The sequence below is a fragment of the Amycolatopsis sp. NPDC049253 genome, assembly GCF_040678995.1.
Taxonomy (GTDB): Bacteria; Actinomycetota; Actinomycetes; order Mycobacteriales; family Pseudonocardiaceae; genus Amycolatopsis.
The window spans coordinates 587,909-609,924 of record NZ_JBFAQX010000001.1 but is presented as its reverse complement, the minus strand read 5'-3'; the positions used below and the strand labels follow the sequence as shown (position 1 = coordinate 609,924).

Below are 22,016 nucleotides of genomic sequence, written 5' to 3'. Positions count from 1 at the left end.
GTGCCACGATTGCCGCGTTGGCTACCCCGGCGCGACGGGCGAAAGGCCCGATGCCTCCGGTATAGCAAGTAGGTCGTTAAGGAGGCGGAAAATGACCGCGACGATGGGCGGAAGGTTGCTCACCCCGGGTGAGGTGGCCGCCTTGTTCCGGGTGGACCCGAAGACGGTGACCCGGTGGGCCACGGCCGGCCGGATCGGCTCGATCCGGACCCCGGGTGGGCACCGCAGGTTCCGTGAGTCCGAGGTGAACGAGCTCCTCGCCGAGCTCACCACCGACGCGAGCGAACCGGCCCGCAAGGCCTGAACCACCGCGACGAGAGGGTCGTGAGTGGTAAGAGGTGACTTCCCGCACCTCTTACCGGTCACGACCCTTCGTCGTACCCGGGTTCGGGCCGGTTCGCGGATTTGCGGCTAACCTGGGACACCGGCAAGGCCTTGCACGACGGAAGGACCGGGCATGATCGCTCTGCTCGCAGCGGTGGGCGCCATCACCATCGCCGTTCTGTTGTGGCGGGCCTTCGGGGCGCAACGCATCGGCGTGCCCGATCGGCGGCCCACCCTCGCGCCCGACGACGACCCCGACTTCTTGCGCAAGCTCGGCGAACAGCAGCGCAAGCGACCCACCGACGACCCGGACGTCTGACCCCGGGCAGGACGTAAAAGCGCCCCAGCACGTGTGGCTGGGGCGCTTTCGCAACGCTTTACGAAACCAGGCTCAGCGGTACTGCTGCGCCCCGAAGCCGTCTGCCACCGTCGCCGCCAGCTCCAGCAGCGCCAGGCGCGTGTCACCCCCGAGGCGTTCCAGCTCGATCTCCGCGCCCTCCTCGAGGTGCGCGTCGAACGGGATGCGGCACACGGCGCGGACCTTCGCGCCGAAGTGGGCCGAGAGCTTGTCGAGGTCGACCGAGCTGCCCTTCGGGCGCACGGAGTTGATGACCACGACCGAGCGCTTCACCAGGTCGCCGTAGCCGTGGGCCTCGAGCCAGTCGAGCGTGGCCGAGGCGCTGCGCGCGCCGTCGACCGAGCCCGACGAGACGACCACGAGCGAGTCGGCGACGTCGAGCACACCCTTCATCGCCGAGTGCATCAAGCCGGTGCCGCAGTCGGTGAGCACGATGTTGTAGAAGTGCTCCAGCAGGTTGACTGTGCGCCGGTAGTCGGTCTCGGAGAAGGCCTCCGACACGGCCGGGTCCTGCTCGCTGGCGAGGATCTCGAGCCGGCTGGAGCCCTGCGAGGTGTACGAGCGGACATCGCTGTACCGGGTGATCTTCTCGGCATCACGCAGCAGGTGCCGCACGGTCGCCGTGGTCTCGATCGCGATCTTCTGCGACAACGTGCCGCGGTCGGGGTTCGCGTCCACCGCCACCACGCGGTCGCCGCGCAGCGACGCGAAGGTCGAGCCCAGCGTCGTCGTGGTGGTGGTCTTGCCGACGCCGCCCTTCAGCGAGAGCATCGCGATCTTGTAGCACCCGCGCAGCGGCTGGTTCACGCGCGCGATCAGCTCGCGCCGGCGCGTGTCGGCCGGGCTCTCGCCGGGGTTGAGCAGCTTGCCCGTGCCCAGGTATAGCGCCTTGCGCCAGCCCGACTGCGGCGTGCGCTTGGCCTGCTTCACCAGGTGCGCGGTGGTCAGGTCGTCGGGCACGGCCGAGTGCCGGCCGCCCGGCTGCGGCAGGCCCGAAGGCTGCTGCTGCGACGGCGGTTGCTGCTGCGGGTAACCCGCGGGCGGGTACTGCTGCTGCGGCTGCAGCGGCGGCAGGTTCTGGTCGTACTGCTGCTGCGCGTAGCCGGCCGGAACCTGGCCGGGCTGCGCCGGCTGAGCAGGCTGCGCCGGCTGACCCGCCTGAGCGACGGGCTGACCCGGCACGGCGTGCGGGCCCGAGTTCGGGTTGGGCGAGGCCACGACCTGAGTCGGCTGGGCCTCATAGGCGTCCGCGGCCGGGTGCGGCGTCGAGTCCGTGCGTTCGTCGGAGAACAGTTCGGCCGCCGGTTCCGAAACGGGTTCGGGCTGTGCCTGAGCCTGCTCGGGCTGCCCTGGAACACCGCCGGACTCCGCCCGGGTGGCCGCCTCTTCGCTGGGTCCGGTCACCGCTGCCAACCTCCCGATCGCACCGCCTGCTGGATCCTCAGGTATCGACGGTAGTCGGGTGGAGTGTTACGAACCGCGTGGACCCCCGGTCAGTTCACCCCTGCGTACGAGTGCAGTCCGGCGGTCACCAGGTTGACGAAGAACAGGTTGAAGATCGTCACCGCGAAACCGACGATGTTGATCACGGCCGCGCGCATGCCGCGCCAGCCCGCGGTGGCGCGGGAGTGCAGGTAGGCGGCGTAGACGACCCACGCGATGAACGCGACGGTCTCCTTCGGGTCCCAGCCCCAGAACCGGCCCCACGCGGCCTCGGCCCACACCGCGCCGCACAGCACGCCGAAGGTGAAGATGGGGAACGCCACGATCGTGGCGCGGTAGGCGATGCGGTCGAGCACGTCGGCGGCCGGGAGCTTCGGGCCGAAGCCGGAGAACTTGGCCGGGTTGCGGTCATACGCGGTGCGGAAGAGGTAGAGCACGCTCGCCACGCCGGGCACCAGGAACACGCCGGAGCCGATGATCGCGGCCGACACGTGGATGTAGAGCCAGTACGACTGCAGCGCGGGCACCACCGGCGCGGCCACGGTGTAGAGCAGCGTGCCGTTGATGAACATCAGGATCACGACGGGCAGCAGCAGGAAGCCCGTGAGGTGGCGCACCGGGAACTTCCGGATCACGATCAGCCACGCGACCACCGTGATGAAGGTGACCGCCATGCCGTACTCGTACATGTTGCCCCACGGCGCGCGATGCACGGCGAGGCCGCGCAGCACGATCGCGGTGAGCTGCAGCAGCGCACCCAGCACGAGCAGCGAAGCACCCATGCGGCCGATGCGCTCAGGACGGCCGACCTCGCGCGGGGCCTCGGGCTCCGCCGGGTTGTCGGCGTCCTCGATCACCGGCCCGCCGGCGCCGACCAGCGACTTCTGCGCGCTGCGCGCGTGGGCCTGGCGGCCCTTCGCGCCGAAGGCCTGCTCGAACAGCGAGAGCAGGAGCGCGAGGACGTAGATCGCCACCGTGGTGGTGTAGAACCAGTCGCTGTACTGCGACAACGTCTCGTTGATCTGCATGCCTCAGCTGCCTTTCCGGCCCGTGACCAGCCGTTCGCTGATCCGCTGGAACTCTTCGCCGTACCCCGCCTGGTCGGTGCGCGCCAGCCCGGCGACCTCGATCACGGTACCCGCGTGTCCGTCGTCACCCGGGCGCACCCGCACCCACACCCGCCGCCGCTTGACCAGCAGCGATCCGCCCAGCCCCACGAACATCACGATCGCGAAGCCGAGCACGTACACCTGCGTGGGGTCGTGGGAGATCTGGAGGTTCACCCACTTGTTCACGCCGTCGAAGCGGACCTTGGTGCCGTCGTCGAGCGTCACCGACTGGCCGACGGCCAGGTTCTGGCGCGCGACGCGCTTGAGGCGCCCGTCGGCCACGCGGTCCTGGTCGACCTCGAACACCGACTGCCCGCGACCGGCGTCGAGGCCGAGGTCGCCGCGCAGCACGTCGACGGCGACCATCGGGTTGTTCAGCTCGGGCGCGGTGGAGGTGAGGATCCCGCCGTGGACGAACGACGTCGGCGCGAGCACCCCGGTGATCGCGAGCTGCTTGGTGCGCCGCTGGATCTCGTCGGTGATGCCCGGCTGGTCGAACTTGGTGGCGCCCTGCGAGAGCATCGTGGTCGTGTCGGTGGGCCGCCACTGCGTGTTCTGCGTGCGCTGCTCACCGTTCGGGAACGTCACGGTGAACTGGGGCGAGTAGCCGTTGCCCAGCAGGTAGACGCGGTCGCCCGCTGTGCGCAGCGGGTCGTTGACCTGGAGGTTGAAAGGGCGCCAGGTGTTGGTCTTGAGGTCGTCGCCCGACTGGAACTGGATGTTCGAGTGGTAGTAGTCGGCCTCGCCGCTGGGCGTGTAGCGCGCGGTGAAGTCGTTGACCTTCACGCAGAACGCGTCGAGGTCGGTGCCGTCGATGCGCAGGCCGGCTTCGAACGAGTCGTAGTTGTAGATGCCGGAGTTGCAGAACTGACTGCCGTCGGCCTGCACGATGACCTGGCCCTCGTAGCTGTAGAGCTTGCCGAGGGCGAAGAAGATGATCAGGCCGAGCATGCCGAAGTGGAAGAGCAGGTTGCCGGTCTCGCGCAGGTAGCCGCGTTCGGCGGAGATGGAGAAGCCGCCCTCGGCAGTGTCTCCCTCGTCCCGCTCGATCTTGCGCCAGCCGGACAGCTGCTTGCGCACGTCTTCGCGGATCGACTCGGGCGTGCGCGAGGTGCGGGCGAGGCGGTGGTGCGGCATGCGCGCGAGGTTGCGCGGCGTCAGCACGGGCTTCGCGCGCATCTGCTTGACGTAGTCCCAGCTGCGCGGGGTGAGGCAGCCGACGAGCGAGACCATCAGCAGCAGGTAGATCGCCGAGAACCAGACGCTGGAGTAGACGTCGTAGAACTGCAGCTTGTCGAGCAGGGTGCCCCACCAGCCGTGGCTGGTGATGTAGTCGTCGACTTTGGCCGCGTTGAGCCGGTTCTGCGGCAGCAGGGCGCCGGGCAGCGCGGCGAGCGCCAGCAGGAACAGCAGCACGAGCGCGGTGCGCATCGACGTGAGGCCGCGCCAGGTGTTGCGCAGGAAGGCGAGCAGCTGCTTGCCGGCAGACGGCTGGTAGGGGCGCTGCGGGCTGGCGGGTGGGGCTTCGGTGGTGGTCACAGTGGCAGCACCAGGTTCGAGGCGACGGAGTTGCGGAGCCAGCCCATGACGTCTCCCCAGAGTCCGGTGACGAGCAGGATGCCGACGACCATCAGCAGCCCGCCGCCGATGAACTGCACGCGGCGGCCGTTGCGGCGCAGCCAGTCGGTGGCGCGCACGGCCCAGCGGGCGCCGAGCGCGATCAGCAGGAACGGCAGGCCGAGGCCCAGGCAGTAGACGAGCACCAGCAGGTAGCCGCGCGCGGCCGCGCCACCCGTGGCGCTCGCGAGGCTGGTGACGGCCGACAGCGTCGGGCCGATGCATGGCGTCCAGCCGAGGCCGAACACGGCACCCAGCAGCGGCGCGCCCCAGATCCCGCCGCCCGGCACGCGGTGCGAGCGGACCTCTCGCTGCAGGCCCGGGATCCAGCCGAGGAACACCAGCGCCATTGCGATGGTGAGCACACCACCGATGCGCTGCAGCAGGTCCTGGTTGATCAGCAACGTGTCCGCGAGCCAGACGAGCGTGCCGAGCGTCGCGACGAACACGACGGTGAACCCGAGCACGAACAGACCCGCGGCGCCGAGCACGGCGTAGCGGCCCTTCTTGCGTTCCTCGTCGGCACTCACCGCCGGCGCGTCGGCTCCCACCAGCGCCGCCAGGTACGCCAGGTACCCGGGCACCAGCGGCACCACGCAGGGCGACGCGAACGAGATCGCGCCGGCCAGCAACGCCACGCCCGCGGCGAGCAGCAGCGGTCCGGAGATCGCCAGCTCGGACACGGAGTTCACGCACTTGAGAGTAGGCAGTGAGCTTCGCGTGAGACGGGCGGGGGCAGCTCACAGGACGTACGCCACAACCCGAACAGGACCAAGGTCCCACTCGTGACCGGCGCGGCCGGACGGATCCGGCGGCGCCGATCACCGAGTGGGCGGGCGGGCTACTTCTCGGCCAGCAGGCCCTTCACCGTCGGCATCAGGTCGGACGCCAGGACGTCCCGCAGGAAGATCGCGGCGACACGGTGCTGCTTGTCGAGCACGATGGTCGACGGGATCAAGTTGCGGGGGTAGCCCTCGAGGCTCAGCAGCACGCGGCCCGAAGCGTCCCAGATGGACGGGTACGTGATGCCGCGGTCGCGCACGAAGTCCTGGGCGACCGAGCGGGCCGGGTCGCGGACGTCGAGGCCGATGAGCTTCGCGCCGAGCGGGGCCATCTCCTTGCTCGCGGTCTCCAGCTCCGGGGCCTCCGCGCGGCACGGGCCGCACCACTGGCCCCACAGGTTGATCACCAGGACCTGGCCGGGGAAGTCGGCGATGGAGAGCTGCTTGCCCTCGTTCATGAGGTCGTCGCCGGCCAGCGTGGGCGCGGTCTGGCGCTGCGCGATCGGGTACTTGATGTCGACCTGGCCGCCCGGCGACACGAAGCTGAACGTGCCGCCGGAGACGACGGCGTCCTTGCCCGTGGAGCAGCCGGCCACCAGCAGCGCGGCGGCCAGCAGCGCGCCGATCGCCCGCTTCATGCGCCCGTCACCTTCGGATCGGTGGTGCCCGCAGGCTCGCTGTAGACGATGTCCACGAGGGCCTCGCCGTCGAAGACCAGCGACGTCAGCGAGGCCAGCGAGCACTGACGGTTGCGCGGGTCGTGCCACAGGCGCTTGGCCTCGAGGAACCGGCGCAGCGTCCAGATCGGCAGCTGGTGCGACACGCACAGCGCCTCACGCCCCTCGGCCTGCTCGCGGGCGCGGTACACCGCGCCGAGCATCCGGTGCGCGATCTCCACGTACGGCTCGCCCCACGACGGGCGGAACGGGTTGACCAGGTGCGGCCACGCCTTGGGCTGGCGCAGCGCCCCGTCGCCGACGGCCACGCGCTGGCCCTCGAAGACGTTGCCCGCTTCGATCAGGCCCTCGTCGGTCGCGATGTCGAGGCGGTGAGCGGCCGCGATCGGCGCCGCCGTCTCCTGGGCGCGCTGCAGCGGCGACGCGACGACGTGCGCGAGGTCGTGGCCCGCCACGGCTTCCGCGACGGTGAGCGCCTGACGCTGCCCGCGGTCGGACAGCCGGAAGTTCGGCAGCCGGCCGTAGAGGATCTTGTCGGGATTGTGGACTTCGCCGTGGCGCAGGAGGTGGACGACAGTGGTCACGGCTTGACCGCCTGGGCCGCGGCGCGGGCGGCGGCCGGGAGGGCCGCCTCGATCACGCCGAACGCTTCGTCGTCCATCGCGGCGTTGACGAACCACGCCTCGTATGCACTCGGTGGCGCGTACACGCCGGCGTCGAGCAACGCGTGGAAGAAGGCCGGGAAGCGCCAGGTCTCCGTGGCCTGTGCGCCCGCGTAGTCGCGGACGGCGCCGTCACCGAAGAAGACGCTCACGAGGTTGCCGGCGTACTGCACGTTGTGCGTGACGCCCGCTTCGGTCAGCGCCGCGTCGAAGAGCCCGCCGAGCCGCTTCGCGTTGGCGTCGAGCGCCGCGTACACGGCGTCGTCGGCTGCGCGCAGCGTCGCGAGGCCCGCGGCGACGGCGACGGGGTTCCCCGACAGCGTGCCGGCCTGGTAGACGGGACCGCCCGGCGCGAGCTTGGCCATCACGTCGGCGCGACCGCCGAACGCGGCGGCCGGCAGCCCACCCGACATGACCTTGCCGAACGTGTAGAGGTCGCCGGCCACGCCTTCGAGGCCGAACCAGCCCGCGCGCGAGACGCGGAAGCCCGTCATGACCTCGTCCATGATCAGCAGCGCCCCGTGCTCGTGGGCGATCTCCGCGAGGCCCGCGTTGAACCCGGCATCCGGGGCGATCGCGCCCATGTTGCCGGCGGCGGCCTCGGTGATCACCGCGGCAATCTCGCCCTCGTTCTCCACAAAGGACTTCCGCACGGCGTCGAGGTCGTTGTAGGGCAGCACGATCGTGTCGGCCGCCTGCGCGCCCGTGACGCCGGGCGAGGTCGGCAGCCCGAGCGTGGCGACGCCGGAGCCGGCCTGGGCCAGCAGCGCGTCGACGTGACCGTGGTAACACCCGGCGAACTTCACGATCTTCGCGCGGCCGGTGAACCCGCGGGCGAGGCGGATCGCGCTCATCGTCGCCTCGGTGCCGGAGTTGACCAGGCGCACCTGCTCGACGGGCTCGACGCGGCCGATGATCTCCTCGGCCAGCTCGACCTCGCCGATCGTCGGCGTGCCGAACGACAGCCCGCTCGTGGCGGCCGCGCGCGCGGCCTCGACCACCTGCGGGTGGGCGTGCCCGAGGATCATCGGGCCCCAGGAAGAGACGAGGTCGACGTAGCGGTTGCCGTCGGCGTCCCACAGGTGGGGGCCCTCGCCGCGGACCATGAAACGCGGGGTGCCGCCGACCGAGTTGAACGCCCGCACCGGCGAGTTCACCCCGCCCGGGACGGCCGCCTTCGCGCGTTCGAACCAAACCTTGGACTGCTCGGTGCCAGTGCTCACCCGTCCAGTCTCGCAAATCCCCGAGCCCAGCCGGTGGGCGACGTCGCGCGCGCGGGCCCTGGTCCTCCACTGTGCTGCTGTTCCCAATCCGACCACGGCCACGGCGGGGACGGCTGCGAACCGGGTAAACGTCCGTTTGGTCCCCGCCTCCCTTTGGTCGGATTGGTAACCTGCCGATCACCGGCGGTTCAGCAGGTGCCGCCGGGCCGCCGGGAACGGGGAGGGCAACGTGACCACGCCCACGCACAGGCGCAACCCCTGGGTCGTGCTCGTGGTGTTCTTCGTGATGGTCGCCGTGGTGGCCATCGTCGGCTCGCTCGCGGCCACGTCGGCGCCCGAGACGTATGCGCGGCTCGTCCTGCCGGACTGGGCACCTCCCGCGCAGCTGTTCGGTCCCGTGTGGACACTCCTGTACGTGCTGCTCGCGTTCGCCGGCTGGGTCTACTGGCGCACGGACGGCGAGACGCAGGGCTTCGCCATGTACGGCGTCAGCCTGCTGTTCAACCTGCTGTGGACCCCGCTGTTCTTCGCGGGCGGCTCCACGCGGCTGGCCTGCGTGGACATCATCCTGCTCGGCTTCACCACGCTGATGACGATCGGGCTCTTCTACCGCCGCTCACGCCTGGCCGCGGTGCTGCTGCTGCCGTACTTCTTCTGGATCGTCTACGCGACGGCGCTGAACGTGGCGATCATCGCGCTCAACGAGAACCTCAACTAGCTCGCGCCGTGAAGACGTGCGCGCCGGCGCCGCTCAACGTCTCGGCGGTCCAGGCGGCGCCGTCCTCGGACCGGCCCGCGGACATCTTCGGCGTGCGCGGCGATCATACGCGGGAAACCAGCTGCTCGCGCCCGTGTAGCGGCGCAGTCCGGTGCGCCAGACGAGCACCGCGGCAGCCGTGGTGACCAGCGCGCCGAGCACGAGCAGCGCGTCGGCCGGGCGGGCGAGGACGCGGGCGGGCGCCGAGGCGACCACGGCGAGCGGCAGCACGTAGGTGAACACGCGCCGCAGCGGCCGGGCGTAGACGTCGGCGGGATAGCGGGCGAGCTGCCAGACGTTGCCGAACAGGCTGTGCAGGTCGAGTTTCGGCGCCCAGAACGCGAGGCTCGCGAAGAGCATGCCGACCGCCCACGTCGTCACCGTCGCGGCGGCCACGAGCACGGCCCACCCCAAGAACGCACCGGCACCCGGGAACTGCGGCAGCTCGCCCGCGCCGGCGAAACCACGCCGAGGCCCAGCAGGATCTGCACGGCGGCGAGCGGCGCGGCCGTGGCGAAGCTGACGAGGAACATGCTGGGCGCCGGCTGCAGCAGGTGGTGGTCGAGCCGGCCCTCGCGCACACCGCGCGTCGGGAAGCCGGCGAGGTTCGGGTCGACGAACGTCGTCTTGACGCCGCTGAGCAGCTCGAACGTGCCGATGAGCACGAGCACCTCGAGTCGCGTCCAGCCGGCGAGGGTCGTGGTGCGCTGGGTGCGTAGTACGACGGGAGTTTGACCTCTTCGCCGTCGAGGACCACGGCTTCGCGCACCGGGCGGTGGTACTGCAGGTCGATGAGCAGGCCTTCGCCGAACTGGAACCCGACGAACCCCCACGGGTTGATCACGGCCGCCTGCACGGCGGTGATGCCGGCGGAGTTCTCGAACAGCTCGGCCACGCCGGTGCGGCGAAAGAACTCGGCGATGGTGATGCGGTCGGTCACGGGGCGCCGGTCTCGGCGTCCCGCACGAAGCGGCCGGGGCGCTCGACCCGCCAGTAGTCCATGACCGGGTTGTCGAGGTTTTCGACGTACCAGTCGAGGTTTCGCGAGTCGAGCCGGGATTCGAGGTCAAGAAGGCGGCGGGGGAACATCACGCAAGTCCCTTCGCCGGGTCGAAGTCCGCAGGAAGAAAGCGCTTCCTGGCGAAGAGGACGTTGTGCTGGTCTTCGGTCTGGGTGTCGCGGGCGAAGGGTTCCAGGCCGCTCCCGAGTTTCTTCACGACGTCCGCGGCCAGCCATTGGTCCTGCCAGAACGGGGTTTGCTCGACCTCGATCTTGAGCAGGTCACACCGGTCGAGGAAGGTTCCCGCGCCGGTGAGGACCTGCTCCGTGGCCCCTTCGACGTCCATCCACCACGCGAACGGCCCTGGTGCAGCGGCGAATTCGCGATCGAGCGTCGCGACCGCGACGTCGCCGAGCCAGCCGTCGCCTGTGCGGCGCAGGAGGGAGTTGCAGCCCTCGACGCGGTCGTCGGCGAGGCTGGCGCTGTCGGTGATCACGAGGAACGTGACCTCGCCGGGGTCACCCGCCAGCGCCTGGTGGCGGTAGTCCACACCGCACACGGCGAAGTCCGTGGCGGATGTGAACTTCCGGTGCACATAAGGATTTGCCTCGAACGCGCCGGCTTCGACGAAAATTCGAGGCCGCAGCAGGGAAACCAGGTCGAGGAACAGTGCGTCGAGTTCCTCGACCGTGCCCGGGTGCCAGAATTTTCCTTTCCTGGACCCGGAAATTCACTGGAACGCTCCCGTCATGGGACACCGGCCTCTCTCCAGTAATCCACGCGTGACACGCCGCGAGCAAGGAAGACCAAGGGAATTGCCACCCTCAGGGGGATGCGTGCACGATCGGACACGGAACCGGGTACCGCCGGTCAAGGCGGCACCCGGCCGGGTACCTAGTCCTGGATGCGGTAACGCTCGGCGACGGCGTGGAAAGCCGCCTTGGGCTCCCACGGCAGTCCCGGGTACGTCGTGCCGCTGCGGCCTTCCAGCACCTTGACGATGCCGCCGCCCGCGAGATCGAGGTCGTCGCGCGGATCGCCGTCGGGGCGGTGCGGGTGCGTGCGCAGGGCGAAGAGGTAGACGAAAGCGCCGTCCACACCTTCTTCTTCGAAGATCTCCAGCAGCTCGGTCAGGTACCGCGCCTGGCCGGGCTCGTCGCGTTCGTAGACGTCGTTCAGCCGGATCGGCCGGCCGCGCTCGTCGTTCTCGACGATCTCCATACTGCGCGGCGCGACGTCACCGGCGCCGCGCCAGGTGGCCGTGCCGAACCCGGTGATGACCACGGGTTTGTCCTGCCGGGTCAACGTCCGCACACCTTCGCGGAACACGTCGGCGACGGCGGCCGAGCGGATCAGCTCCAGCGTCGTGAAGTCGAACAGGTCCCAGTCGACGCGTTCGAACTGGATGGCCGCGTAGGTCACCTTGCCGCCGAAGGTCTTGCGGATCGCGGGCACGGCTTCGCGGAAGAAGTCGTTGAGCCGTTCGCTCGCCTGCGCCAGGCGCGCGGGCCGATCGGCCGGGTCGCCGAGCAGCCAGCCGAGGCGGTGCTCCAGCGTGGCGCCGTCGGCGAAACCCCGGACCATCACGGACAGCTCGGCTCCGGCGACGAACACGACCGCCGCCCCGGTGCGCCGGATCCGCTCGGCGCGTTCGGCGCAGTCGGTGAACAGTTCGTACAGCTCGTCGACGGTCAGGTCCAGCGGGTACGGTGAGAACCACACCTCCAGGCCCAGCTCGGCCGCGAGCCGGCCGGCGATCTCCAGCCGCTCGGGGACGCCCCCGACGAGCTGGACGGCGGTGCAGTGCAGGTCGTCGCGGATGATCTCGAGCTCGCGCCGGACGACGTCCGCGTCGAAGTCGTCCCAGGACGTGGCGCCGTCCTGCAGGAAACCGGTGTCGTAGGCAATGCCGTTGGCTCTCATGGCGGCGAGACTAGCTCGTAAAGTTGCGCGTACGCAAGATTGCGTATCCGCAGGTTTTCGGCTTTACTGGGCTGGTGACCGGTCTGCGTGAACGCAAGAAACAAGCCACCCGCACGGCGTTGAGCTCGGCCGCGCTGCGGCTGGCAGTCGAGCATGGGCCGGAGAACGTGCGGGTCGACGACATCGCGGAAGCCGCCGGGGTATCTCCGCGGACGTACAACAACTACTTCTCGAGCCGCGAGGAAGCGATCGTCTTCGCCGTGACCAGCGATCGTGAATCGCGAGTCGCGGCCGCCGTCCGCGCTTCTCCGGCCGGCTTGGCGGACGCGGTGGTGGAGGCCGTGGTCACGCAGTACACGGAGCCCGGCGAGGAGGCCCGCGAAGCGCTGCTGCTCATCACGACGAGCCCCGCGTTGCGCACCGCGTACGCGCGCTCCGCGACCGCCCTCGAACCGCCGCTGACCGAAGTGCTGGCCGAGCGGGTGCCGGACGGGCCCACCGCGCGCGTGCTGGCGGCCGCGGTCGCCGCGGCGGTGCGGATCGCACTCGAACAGTGGGCCCAGCCCGTGACCTCGGGTTTTGTCGTGGTGTCGGGCTCCCTGCCGGACTTGCTGCGGTCGGCCCTCGCTCCGCTGGTGCCGGCGTTGACCGCCGCTCAGGCCAGACCGGCGGCCGACAGCGGGTCGTAGCGCGGCAAGGTCAGCGGGCCGGCTGCTGCACGATCGCCTGCGCCGCGACGGTGCCGTCGGAGCCGGGGCGGCCCTGGACCGTGACGGTGGCGCCGGGTTTGAGGTCGGACAGCTTGCCCGGCTGGGTGAGGCCGACGGTCGTGGAGTCCGAAGTGGACACGGTGACGTCGGTGCCCTGCAGGGTTTTCAGGGTGACGGTGGTGCCGTCGACCTTTTCGACCGTGCCGACGGTGCCGCGGCCCGCGCCGCCGCGGGCGCCGGTGAAGCCGCCGGAGCCCTGGCCCTGTTGGGCGGCGCCGGTGCCCGTGCCTTGGCCGGCGCCCGTGCCGCGCCCGCCGAAGCCGCCGCGGGCGCCACCCTGCTGGCCGCCGGTGCGGGCGGCCGCGGCACCGCCGCCACCGCCGGAACCGGAGCCGAAGGCCGCGTGCGTCCAGGCGCCGCCGGCGAAGGACAGGGCGATGACCAGCAGACCGGCCAGCACGAACGTCGGTTTGCCGAACGGCGTGGCGACCCGCTTCATCTCCTGGTTCAGATCACCGTCGACCGCCGGAGAGGCCACGATCTCCTCTGGGGACGGAGAAGCAGCCAACGGCGCCGTCACCGGCAGGAACTCGGTCGTCGGCTCGTCGGGGACGGGGTTTCCCAACCCGGGCGACTGGGTGGACGAAGACATGTGCGAAGGCTCCTACTCGTGCCGGAGGGCGTCGATCGGGCGCAGGCGCGAGGCCCGGTTCGCCGGGAAACTGCCGAAGAAGAGACCGATCAGCGCCGACACCGCGAAGGCCAGCACGATCGACGACGGCACCACCACCGGGGTGATGCCCGCGAAGCTGAACTGGCTGCCGACCACGCCGATCACCACGCCGAGGAACCCGCCGAACAGGCTCAGCATCGTCGCCTCCGCTAGGAACTGGCCGAGGATCGCCGAGCGCGGCGCGCCGATCGCCTTGCGGATGCCGATCTCGCGGATCCGCTCGGTCACGGTCACCAGCATGATGTTCGTGACGCCGATTCCGCCCACCAGCAAGGAAATCGCCGCGACCGCGCCCAGCAGCACGGTGAACGTCTGCGTGGCCGACGTGCGCGTCGCCAGCAGCTGCTCGGAGTTCTGGATCTGGTAGTCGGGCGTGCCGCCGAGGCGGATGCCGTGGCGCGCGTTGAGGATCGCGGTGATCTCGGCCTGCGCGAGCGACACGGAGTCGGCCGACGTGGCCTGCACGGCGATCTGGCTCAGATTGCCGTAGCCCGCGAGCGAGTTCTGCACCGCGCTGATCGGGGCGATCGCGACGTCGTCCGCGTTCTGGAGACCGGTGCTGCCCTTGGCCTGCAGCACACCGACGACGGTGAACTGGATGCTGTTGAGCAGCACGTTCTTGCCCACCGGCTCCGCGGTGCCGAACAGGGCCTGCGCCGTGGTCGGGCCCAGGACCACGACCTTGCGCGCCTGCGTCACGTCCTCGGTGGTGAACAGCGCGCCGTCGGCGATCTGGCGGTTGGTGGTGGTGAAGTAGGCCGGCTCGGTGCCCGCGACGCTGGAGATGTCGTACGACGTCTGCCCGTAGGTGGCCGTCGCGCTGGTGTTCACCACCGGCGAAGCGGCCTTCACGTCGGGCGCGCCGACCGGGTCCACGAGCGCGTGGGCGTCCTGCACGGTCAGCGGCCGCGCCTCGCTGCCCTGTCCGCCGCCACGCGACGGCGACACGTTGACCACGTCGGTGCCCAGGCCCTGGATGCTGGCGGCGATGGCGGCGGAAGCCCCGTTGCCGACCGCGACCAAAAGGATCACCGACGCGACACCGATGGTGATGCCGAGCGTGGTGAGCGTCGAGCGCAGCTTGTTGGCGGTGAGGCCACGCACGGCGAAGCGCAGCACCTCGAACACGTTCACGCGACCACTCCGACACTGCGGTTGAGCTCGTCGGCCACGATCCGCCCGTCGCTGACGCGCACGACGCGGTGCGCGTGCTCGGCGACCTCGTCCTCGTGCGTGATCACGACGATGGTGCGGCCCAGGGCGTTGAGCCGGTCGAACACGCCCAGCACGTCTTCCGTGCTGGCACGGTCGAGGTTGCCGGTGGGCTCGTCGGCGAGCAGCAGCGCGGGCCCGGTCACCAGCGCCCGCGCGACGGCGACGCGCTGCTGCTGCCCACCGGAAAGCTCACTCGGCAGGTGCTTGGCGCGCTCGGTCAGCCCCACCATCTCCAGTGCGGCCAGCGCCCGTTCCCGTCGCGCGGACCGGCGCAGTCCACTGTAGACGAGAGGAAGTTCCACATTGGACAAAGCGCTGGTACGCGGCACGAGGTTGAACGACTGGAAGATGAACCCGATCTTCCGGTTGCGCAGCAAGGCGAGCTGGCGTTCGTTGAGGTCCGCGACGCTGAAGCCGTCGAGCAGGTACTTGCCCGACGTCGGCACGTCAAGGCAGCCCAGCATGTTCAGCAGCGTCGACTTGCCGGAGCCGGACGCGCCCATGATGGCCACGTACTCCCCCGGCCGCACCACGAGATCGACGCCGCGCAGCGCGTGGACGGCCGTCTCGCCGTCGCCATAGGTCTTGCGCAGCCCGGAGACCGCGATCACGGGTTTCATCCGCGTCCCCCGCCACCGAAGCCACCCTGGCCACCGCGGAAGCCGCCGCCGGCGCCACCGGTTCCGCCGAAGCCGCCGAACCCACCGGCGCCGGCGCCACGCTGACCCGCGCCGCCGGTGGTCGTGGTCGGCGACGCCGCCGTGAGCACCACGTTCTCGCCTTCGGTCAGGCCCGACTTGATCTCCACAGTGGACTCACCGCGCACACCGATCTGTACCTGCTGGGGCACGTTCCGGCCGTTCTCCTGGATCGTGACGACGTTCGTCGTGCCCGCCGTGGTGACCGCGGCCGCCGGCACGCTCAGCACGTTGTCGGCCTCCGCGACGGTGATCACGACGCTCGCCGACTGCCCGGGCCGCAGCCCCGACGGCGGGTTGGTGAGCGTGAGCTGCGCACCGTAGGAGACGACGTTTCCGCTGGTTGTCGGCGTGAGGTCGACCTTCGACACCGACGCCTGGATCGGCTGGTCGGGCGAGGCGTTGAGCGTGACGGTGGCCTTCTGGCCCGCCCTCACCTTGCTCACGTCGATCTCGGCGACCGAGGTGTCCACGAGCAGGTTGGTCATATCCGTGATCTCGATGAACCCACTGCCCGACGAGCTGCTCGACGAGCTCGCGGACGAGCCCTGGCTGTTGCCGCCGTTCCCGCCGTTCCCGCCGGAGCTGCCGCTGCCCGCGGAGCTCCCCGACCCGCCGCTGCCGGCCTGCTGCCCGACGGTGCCGTTGACCGCCGTGACGGTGCCGGCACCCGGCGCGGTGAGCACCGTCGCGTCGACGGCCGACTGGGCCGTGTCGACGTCGAGCTGCGCCTGGTCCACTTTGGCCTGCAGCGAGGTGACGGACTCCTGGCTCTGCTGCTGGCCCTGTCCCTGGCCGGCGCCGGAGCCCGAAGTGGTCGAGGTGTCCTCACCCGTGGCGAGGTTGTCCTCTGCCACGGCAAGGTTGTCCTTGGCCACCTGCAGCTGTTTCTCGGCCTGCGTCGAGTCGATCGTGGCGAGCTTCTGCCCCGCGCTCACCACGTCGCCGACCTTCACGTCGATGCTCGTGACCTTGCCGGAGGTGGTGAAGTTGGCGGCGCCGGTGTAGCCGCTCGAGAGGGTGCCCGCGGCGGAGACCGTTTCGGTCACGTCGCCGAGGCGCACCGCAGTGGTGCGGGTCTGTGCCTGGGCGGTGTTGCCCGCCGGCGTGAATGCTTGGTAGATCCCGAAAGCCGCACCGCCGAGCAGTACGACCAGCACCCCGTTGATGACCCATGTCCGGGTACGCAGCCGCGTCATGGGCGCAACACTGGTGGCGCTGCTTAGCAGTCAGCTGTTGGTTCCCTGTGGGCCAGCTGTGGATGTGGCGCCTCGAGTTGCGGACTCAGCGCTTCTTCCGGCGGTGCCGCGCACTCACCGCGAGCAGCAGCTGACGAACCGCGTCCACCACGAGCACGGCGCACAGCGCGCCGAGCGCGAGCGCCCCCGCGATGTGGCCGCCGAAGTACCGCTGCGACGCCAGCTGGGCGCCGTCGCCGGCGGTGGTGACGACCGTGACGACACCCGCGTGCCACAGCACGAACGCCAGCCACAGCACGACCGCGGCCACGACCAGCTCGCCGAGTGCCACGAACGCGCGCCACGGCTGGTTGAGCCGCGCCGCCTTGGCCGAATCGCCGGGCCACAGGTCGGCGCCGGTCGGCTGGGGAAGGTCGATCACGGGATCAAGCCTCTCAGGTTTCTCGCCCTGCGTCATTTCGCCTCGTTCGCCTCGACCAGCCGGGTGAGCGCCGCCTTGAGGGCCTCGACGTCCCGGGCCCACGCGAGCACGACCGTGCCGTCGTCGAGCTTCACGGGCAGCTCGTCGTACTTGTTCGGCACGCTCCAGCCGCCACCGAGCACGCGCGCGCCGACGGGGGTGCCGACGTCGGCGACGTCCGCGATCCGCTTCGCCTCGACCCTTTCCCGGCCCTGGCGCAACGCCTGCGTGGTCACCTCCAGCGAGAGGAACCGCCGGCGCGCGTAGACCCACGGGACGGTGAGCCCGCAGAGCGCGACCGCGATCAGCAGCCACGGGATCCAGTGCACCGGGCCGCCGGTCGCCAGCTCCGCCACCGCGCCGAGCGCCGCGAACAGCGGCCCCCAGACCAGCGAGCGCCAGCCGACGCCCGGTTCGGAGTAGAGCGTGCGGTCCATTACAGGTTCTTGCCGACCTTCGGGAAGAAGTCCCTGTTGCTCGGCAGGAACAGCAGGATCACCAGGATCACCAGCAGCAGCGACGACACCACCGAGAACACGCTGCGCACGAGCCCGAGCTGGAACACCAGGCCCAGCAGCGCCAGCATCGCGACCACGGTCCGGGCCGAGCGCGTGCCTTCGCGGGCCTTGTAGGCGAACAGCACCATGATGATGCTGAAGCAGAGCGCGCCGACGAACAGCGCCCACACCAGCGCGGTGGCGTTGGACTCGAGCTGCGCCATGTCGAGCTTGCGGCCCGGCGGCGTCGCCTTGACGGCCTGGTCGACGAGCTGCTGCTTGAAGAAGATCGTGACGACCTGGCCGATGAGCAGCACCACGGACGCGACGATCGTGAGGACGAACGCGGCCTGCACCGTGCCCGGAGCCTTGGCTTTCGCCGGCTCCTCGGCGTTCTGCATGTACCCCGGGTACGACGCCACGGGCGGCGCCTTCGGGAAGCCGGACGGGAGCTCTTTCGCCTGCTCCTCGACCTGCCCGGCTTGCTCGACGTGCTCGGTCGGCCCGGCCTGCTCGGCATCGTTGGGGGCAGGCTCCGGCTTCGCGAGGTTCTCGCTGGTCAGCCCCGCGGGTTCGGCGGTGTTGTCGTCCTTCTCGGCCACTCGTGGACTCTAGCCCAGTGCGGGCTCAGTCGAGCCAGGCGGCGGCCTCGGTGGCCCAGTACGTGAGGATCAGGTCGGCGCCCGCGCGGCGGATCGACGTGAGCACCTCCAGGATCGTGCGCTCGCGCTCCAGCCAGCCGTTGGCCGCGGCGGCCTCGACCATCGCATACTCGCCGGAGATGTTGTACGCCGCCACCGGAACCGGCGAGATGTCCGCCGCCGCCTTGATGACGTCCAAATAGGACAGTGCCGGCTTGACCATGATCATGTCGGCGCCCTCGCCGAGGTCCAGCTCGATCTCGCGCAGCGCTTCGCGCGCGTTGCCCAGGTCCTGCTGGTAGGTCTTGCGGTCGCCCTTGAGCTGCGAGTCGACGGCCTCGCGGAACGGGCCGTAGAACGCGCTGGCGTACTTGGCCGAGTAGGCGAGGATGGCCTTGTCGCTGTGGCCCACCTCGTCGAGCGCGCGGCGGATGACGCCGACCTGGCCGTCCATCATGCCGCTGGGCCCGAGCACGTGCGCGCCCGCTTCCGCTTGCGCCACGGCCATTTCCGCGTACACGCGCAGGGTCGCGTCGTTGTCCACCGCGCCGTCCGCGTCCAGAACGCCGCAGTGGCCGTGGTCGGTGAACTCGTCGAGGCACGTGTCGGCCATCAGGACGGTCGCGTCCCCGAGCTCCGCGCGCAGGTCCCGCAGCGCCACGTTGAGGATGCCGTTCTCGTCGACCGCGCCGGACCCCTCGGCGTCCCGCGTCTCCGGCACGCCGAACAGCATCAGCCCACCCACGCCGGCGTTCACGGCGTCGACCGCGGCCTTCCGCAGCGTGTCCCGGGTGTGCTGCACAACCCCCGGCATGCTCGCAATCGGCCGCGGCGCGTCGATACCCTCGGCCACGAACATGGGCAGAATCAGCTGACGCGGGCGAAGCGTCGTTTCACCGACCAGCCTGCGCATGGCCGGCGTGGTACGGAGCCTGCGGGGTCGATGCTCAGGGAACACGCCAACCACGGTACTCCCGCTGCTCGCCGCGCATTTCGGCTGCCCTCGGGAAAAACCACGTTCTGACAAGGTGTCTGGAAACCACCGGACACGAAAAAGGCCGGCTTTTCGCGCGCTCCGGCGCCAGGCTGTCTCTTCGGCGAGCGTGCTCGCGTGTGCACGGCCGTGCGCTGCCGGGCGACCGGCTCGATGTCCAGCGCATCGGTCAGCCTGAGATCAGCACGCCTGGGCCCCAGGGGCGAGCCGATGGGCGCGATGACAAGCGCCCACTGCGCCGAGGCGCCAACGCTGCCTCGACTCCCGCCGGAGAAGCAAGAACCAGCGCACCCGCATCGTGCCCAAAACTTCCGAATCTGCGTCGCGATTCGACCGCGGACGAGCGCGAACCGGAAACCACCGGACACGAAAAAGGCCCCTCCCCGGAAACCCGGACAAGGGCCCTTCCCGGACCAAACCCGTCAGCTGCGACGCGCCCGCTTCGCCTTGCGCGGCGGCGGCAGGGCGCCCTCCGCGCGGAGCCGGGCGGCGTGCTCGGCCAGGGCGTCCACCAGGTGGGGCACGTCGGCCTTCTCCGGCTGGACGTCGACGCGCAGGCCGAACTCCACGGCGGTTTCCGCGGTCTTCGGGCCGATGCACGCGACCAGGGTGCGCGTGTGCGGCTTGCCGGCGATGCCGACCAGGTTGCGCACCGTCGAGGACGAGGTGAAGCAGACCGCGTCGAAGCCGCCGGTCTTGATCATCTCGCGGGTCTCGGCTGGCGGCGGGGCGGCGCGGACCGTGCGGTAGGCCGTGACGTCGTCGATTTCCCAGCCGCGGTCGCGCAGGCCGGCCGAAAGGGTCTCGGTGGCGATGTCGGCGCGCGGCAGCAGGACGCGGTCCACGGGGTCGAGCACGTCGTCGTACGGCGGGAACTCGGCGAGCAGGCCTTCGGACGACTGCTCGCCCGACGGGATCAGCTCGGGGATGATGCCGAACGAGCGGACCTTGGCGGCCGTCGAGGCGCCGACGCAGGCGATCTTCACGCCGGAGAACGCGCGGGCGTCGAGGCCGAACTCCTCGAACTTCTCCCACACCGCGCGCACCGCGTTGGTGGAGGTGAAGACGATCCACTGGTAGCGGCCGTCGACGAGGCCCTTCACCGAGCGCTCCATCTGCGCCGGGCTGCGGGGCGGCTCGACGGAGATCGTGGGCACCTCGTGCGAGGTCGCGCCGTGGCTGCGGAGGCGGTCGGCCATCTCGCCGGCCTGCTCCTTGGTGCGCGGCACCAGGACCTTCCAGCCGTAGAGCGCGCGCGACTCCCACCACGACAGCTTCGAGCGCTGCCCGGCGGCCTGGCCGACGGTCACGATCAGCGGGCCGACGAGCTCGCCCGCGTCGTTGCCGAGGGTGGCGAGCGTGGAGTCGAGGGTGCGCTGGGTGTTGATGGTGCCGTTGGCCGTCACGGCGACGGGCGTGGACGGCGGCATGCCCTTCTCCGTGAGCCGGCTCGCGGCTTCGGCCAGGTGCGCCGAGGTGGCGTGCAGCACGAGCGGGCCGGGCTGCGCGGCGAGCGCCGCCCAGTCGACCTCACCGCGGACGTCGACCTCGGTGTGGGTGCCGCCCAGCGCGACACCGGCGTAGGCCGGCACCGCGGCGCCGGGGGAAACGCCCGGGATCACCTCGAACACGGCGGAGGTGCGGGCCACGGCCTGCACCTCGTTCACCACGGCGGGGGTGGTCAGCGGGTCGCCGGCGACCAGGCGCAGCACGAGCCGCCCGGCCTTGGCCTCGGTGGTCAGGTCCTTCGACACGTCGGCGGGCTCACCGACGGCGGGCCGGACCTCGGCGCCGGGGGCGGCGAAGGCTAGGACGGCGGCGGGCACGTCGGGATCGGTCACCACGACCTCGGCCTTGGCGAGCAGCTCCTGGGCGCGGACTGTGAGCAGCCCGGCGTCACCGGGGCCCGAGCCCACGAAGGCGACGCGCCCAGCGGTCTTGCGAGCGGGGGTCATCTCTGGCGTTTCTCCTGTCAGGCGGCCGGGTACGTCATCGGCCGCAGGTGTGTGGTGCTGGTCGTTCGGGTGCGGTGCGGGGTGCGTCACTGGGCGGGGCCGGACAGCAGTGCGCCGGCACCCAGGTCGAGGAGCTCGGCGGCCAACGTCCGGCCGAGCTGCTCCGCCTCGGCGAAGTCGGCGAGTGCGGAAGCCCGCAGCATGTCGACCGCGCCGTTCTCGCCCTCGACGGCCGCGGTGCCGCGCAGCGAGATCCGTTCCACGACCGCGCCCTCGGAGTCGAGGTCCTCGACGATCTCGGCGAGCGCACCCACGGGTGCGCTGCACCCCGCCTCGAGCGCGGCCAGCAGGGAACGCTCGGCCGTCACCGCGGCCCGCGTACCCTCGTCGTCCAAACTGGACGCGAGCAGGTGCTCCACGTCCACGTCTTCGGCCCGGCACTCCACCGCCAGCGCCCCCTGCGCGGGAGCGGGCAGCATCTGGATCGGGTCGAGGGTCTCGGTGATCGCCCCCACCAGACCGATCCGGGCCAGTCCGGCACGCGCGAGCACCACGGCATCGAGCTCGCCGTCGGTCACCTTGCGCATGCGGGTATCGATATTGCCTCGGATCGGCACGATTTCCAAACCGAGGCCCAGTGCGCGCAGCTGCGAGGTGCGCCGCGGCGCCCCCGTGCCGACCTTCGAACCCGGCGGGAGCTCACCCAGCGTGAGCCCGTCGCGGGCGATCAACGCGTCGCGCGGGTCCTCGCGCGGCGGCACGGCGGCGAGCACGATACCGGCCGCCGGTGCCGTGGGCAGGTCCTTGTACGAGTGGACGATGACGTCGATTTCCTTGCGCAGCAAGGCTTCCCGCAGCGCCGAGGTGAACACTCCGACGCCGATCTGCGGGATCGGCTTGCTGGAGACGTCGCCGGGGGTGGTGACGCGGACGATCTCGACCTCGGCGCCGGTGGCGCGGATCTTGTCGGCCACGGTCTCGGTCTGCGCGACGGCGAGCTTGCTGCCGCGCGTCCCGATGCGAATCACTCTGTCCACTG

The 22,016-nt window shown here is 70.7% G+C and carries 26 protein-coding genes; 4 read left to right on the top strand and 22 right to left on the bottom strand.

Annotated elements, in window-relative coordinates; translation table 11 throughout:
* The first annotated feature begins 91 nt into the window (after positions 1-91).
* Positions 92-304: a BldC family transcriptional regulator gene (locus tag AB0K15_RS03160; protein WP_072474890.1), complete on the top strand. Its 213-nt coding sequence runs from the start codon at positions 92-94 to the stop codon at positions 302-304.
* Positions 305-457: 153 nt separating this feature from the next.
* Entirely contained in the window at positions 458-643 is a 186-nt protein-coding gene (locus AB0K15_RS03155; RefSeq protein WP_364044978.1) for a hypothetical protein, read from the top strand.
* A 72-nt stretch (positions 644-715) separates the two neighbouring features.
* Here the strand turns inward: AB0K15_RS03155 and AB0K15_RS03150 are convergent, their stop codons facing one another.
* From AB0K15_RS03150 to hemL, 7 genes are all read right to left on the bottom strand, one after another.
* A complete protein-coding gene (locus AB0K15_RS03150; protein WP_364045372.1) occupies positions 716-1,975 on the bottom strand; it encodes a MinD/ParA family protein in 1,260 nt (419 codons plus the stop codon).
* Between the two features lie 200 nt (positions 1,976-2,175).
* On the bottom strand, positions 2,176-3,153 hold the full coding sequence (ccsB, locus tag AB0K15_RS03145; RefSeq protein ID WP_364044975.1) for a c-type cytochrome biogenesis protein CcsB: 978 nt from the start codon (positions 3,151-3,153) through the stop codon (positions 2,176-2,178).
* A gap of 3 nt (positions 3,154-3,156) precedes the next feature.
* Positions 3,157-4,773: a cytochrome c biogenesis protein ResB gene (locus tag AB0K15_RS03140; protein ID WP_364044972.1), complete on the bottom strand. Its 1,617-nt coding sequence runs from the start codon at positions 4,771-4,773 to the stop codon at positions 3,157-3,159.
* Positions 4,770-5,543, bottom strand: a complete 774-nt coding sequence (locus AB0K15_RS03135) for a cytochrome c biogenesis CcdA family protein (RefSeq protein ID WP_364044969.1) — start codon at positions 5,541-5,543, stop codon at positions 4,770-4,772. Before AB0K15_RS03135 ends, AB0K15_RS03140 begins: the two co-directional genes overlap by 4 nt.
* Before the next feature lie 149 nt (positions 5,544-5,692).
* A complete protein-coding gene (locus tag AB0K15_RS03130) occupies positions 5,693-6,271 on the bottom strand; it encodes a TlpA disulfide reductase family protein (RefSeq protein ID WP_364044966.1) in 579 nt (192 codons plus the stop codon).
* Positions 6,268-6,894, bottom strand: coding sequence for a histidine phosphatase family protein (locus AB0K15_RS03125; protein ID WP_220245956.1), 627 nt, complete (start codon positions 6,892-6,894; stop codon positions 6,268-6,270). Before AB0K15_RS03125 ends, AB0K15_RS03130 begins: the two co-directional genes overlap by 4 nt.
* Entirely contained in the window at positions 6,891-8,195 is a 1,305-nt protein-coding gene (gene hemL / locus AB0K15_RS03120) for a glutamate-1-semialdehyde 2,1-aminomutase (RefSeq protein ID WP_364044962.1), read from the bottom strand. The genes AB0K15_RS03125 and hemL overlap by 4 nt, the downstream gene beginning before the upstream one ends.
* A 286-nt stretch (positions 8,196-8,481) precedes the next feature.
* On the opposite strand from hemL, the gene AB0K15_RS03115 reads away from it, so the two are divergent.
* A complete protein-coding gene (locus tag AB0K15_RS03115) occupies positions 8,482-8,913 on the top strand; it encodes a TspO/MBR family protein (protein WP_364045370.1) in 432 nt (143 codons plus the stop codon).
* A 33-nt stretch (positions 8,914-8,946) separates the two neighbouring features.
* Here the strand turns inward: AB0K15_RS03115 and AB0K15_RS03110 are convergent, their stop codons facing one another.
* The 5 genes from AB0K15_RS03110 to AB0K15_RS03090 all read right to left on the bottom strand — a co-directional run bounded on the left by AB0K15_RS03110 (position 8,947) and on the right by AB0K15_RS03090 (position 11,875).
* Positions 8,947-9,354: an ABC-2 family transporter protein gene (locus tag AB0K15_RS03110; protein WP_364044959.1), complete on the bottom strand. Its 408-nt coding sequence runs from the start codon at positions 9,352-9,354 to the stop codon at positions 8,947-8,949.
* Positions 9,330-9,785, bottom strand: a complete 456-nt coding sequence (locus tag AB0K15_RS03105; protein WP_364044955.1) for an ABC-2 family transporter protein — start codon at positions 9,783-9,785, stop codon at positions 9,330-9,332. The genes AB0K15_RS03110 and AB0K15_RS03105 overlap by 25 nt, the downstream gene beginning before the upstream one ends.
* A 103-nt stretch (positions 9,786-9,888) precedes the next feature.
* Complete coding sequence (locus AB0K15_RS03100; RefSeq protein ID WP_364044952.1) at positions 9,889-10,041, bottom strand: hypothetical protein; 153 nt, start codon at positions 10,039-10,041, stop codon at positions 9,889-9,891.
* Positions 10,041-10,547, bottom strand: a complete 507-nt coding sequence (locus AB0K15_RS03095; protein ID WP_364044949.1) for an FkbM family methyltransferase — start codon at positions 10,545-10,547, stop codon at positions 10,041-10,043. Before AB0K15_RS03095 ends, AB0K15_RS03100 begins: the two co-directional genes overlap by 1 nt.
* 299 nt (positions 10,548-10,846) lie before the next feature.
* Positions 10,847-11,875, bottom strand: coding sequence for a hypothetical protein (locus AB0K15_RS03090; RefSeq protein WP_364044946.1), 1,029 nt, complete (start codon positions 11,873-11,875; stop codon positions 10,847-10,849).
* 74 nt (positions 11,876-11,949) lie between these two features.
* On the opposite strand from AB0K15_RS03090, the gene AB0K15_RS03085 reads away from it, so the two are divergent.
* On the top strand, positions 11,950-12,564 hold the full coding sequence (locus tag AB0K15_RS03085) for a TetR/AcrR family transcriptional regulator (RefSeq protein ID WP_364044943.1): 615 nt from the start codon (positions 11,950-11,952) through the stop codon (positions 12,562-12,564).
* A gap of 10 nt (positions 12,565-12,574) precedes the next feature.
* Here AB0K15_RS03085 and AB0K15_RS03080 read toward each other — a convergent pair whose 3' ends face one another.
* From AB0K15_RS03080 to hemC, 10 genes are all read right to left on the bottom strand, one after another.
* Positions 12,575-13,237, bottom strand: a complete 663-nt coding sequence (locus tag AB0K15_RS03080) for a DUF5666 domain-containing protein (RefSeq protein ID WP_364044940.1) — start codon at positions 13,235-13,237, stop codon at positions 12,575-12,577.
* A gap of 12 nt (positions 13,238-13,249) precedes the next feature.
* Positions 13,250-14,452 carry an ABC transporter permease gene (locus tag AB0K15_RS03075; RefSeq protein WP_364044937.1) on the bottom strand — a complete coding sequence of 401 codons (1,203 nt, stop codon included), beginning with the start codon at positions 14,450-14,452 and terminating at the stop codon, positions 13,250-13,252.
* Entirely contained in the window at positions 14,449-15,153 is a 705-nt protein-coding gene (locus tag AB0K15_RS03070; RefSeq protein ID WP_364044934.1) for an ABC transporter ATP-binding protein, read from the bottom strand. Before AB0K15_RS03070 ends, AB0K15_RS03075 begins: the two co-directional genes overlap by 4 nt.
* The gene (locus AB0K15_RS03065) at positions 15,150-16,430 is read right to left on the bottom strand and encodes an HlyD family efflux transporter periplasmic adaptor subunit (protein ID WP_364044931.1); all 1,281 of its coding nucleotides are present in this window, start codon (positions 16,428-16,430) and stop codon (positions 15,150-15,152) included. Before AB0K15_RS03065 ends, AB0K15_RS03070 begins: the two co-directional genes overlap by 4 nt.
* A gap of 85 nt (positions 16,431-16,515) precedes the next feature.
* On the bottom strand, positions 16,516-16,851 hold the full coding sequence (locus AB0K15_RS03060; protein ID WP_364044928.1) for a hypothetical protein: 336 nt from the start codon (positions 16,849-16,851) through the stop codon (positions 16,516-16,518).
* A 32-nt stretch (positions 16,852-16,883) separates the two neighbouring features.
* Entirely contained in the window at positions 16,884-17,327 is a 444-nt protein-coding gene (locus AB0K15_RS03055) for a hypothetical protein (protein WP_364044925.1), read from the bottom strand.
* A complete protein-coding gene (locus tag AB0K15_RS03050) occupies positions 17,327-17,989 on the bottom strand; it encodes a hypothetical protein (RefSeq protein WP_364044922.1) in 663 nt (220 codons plus the stop codon). Before AB0K15_RS03050 ends, AB0K15_RS03055 begins: the two co-directional genes overlap by 1 nt.
* 25 nt (positions 17,990-18,014) lie before the next feature.
* A complete protein-coding gene (hemB, locus tag AB0K15_RS03045) occupies positions 18,015-18,986 on the bottom strand; it encodes a porphobilinogen synthase (RefSeq protein ID WP_364044919.1) in 972 nt (323 codons plus the stop codon).
* 458 nt (positions 18,987-19,444) lie between these two features.
* A complete protein-coding gene (locus AB0K15_RS03040; protein ID WP_360597757.1) occupies positions 19,445-20,977 on the bottom strand; it encodes a bifunctional uroporphyrinogen-III C-methyltransferase/uroporphyrinogen-III synthase in 1,533 nt (510 codons plus the stop codon).
* 86 nt (positions 20,978-21,063) lie between these two features.
* A complete protein-coding gene (hemC, locus tag AB0K15_RS03035; RefSeq protein WP_364044914.1) occupies positions 21,064-22,014 on the bottom strand; it encodes a hydroxymethylbilane synthase in 951 nt (316 codons plus the stop codon).
* Positions 22,015-22,016: the final 2 nt, after the last annotated feature.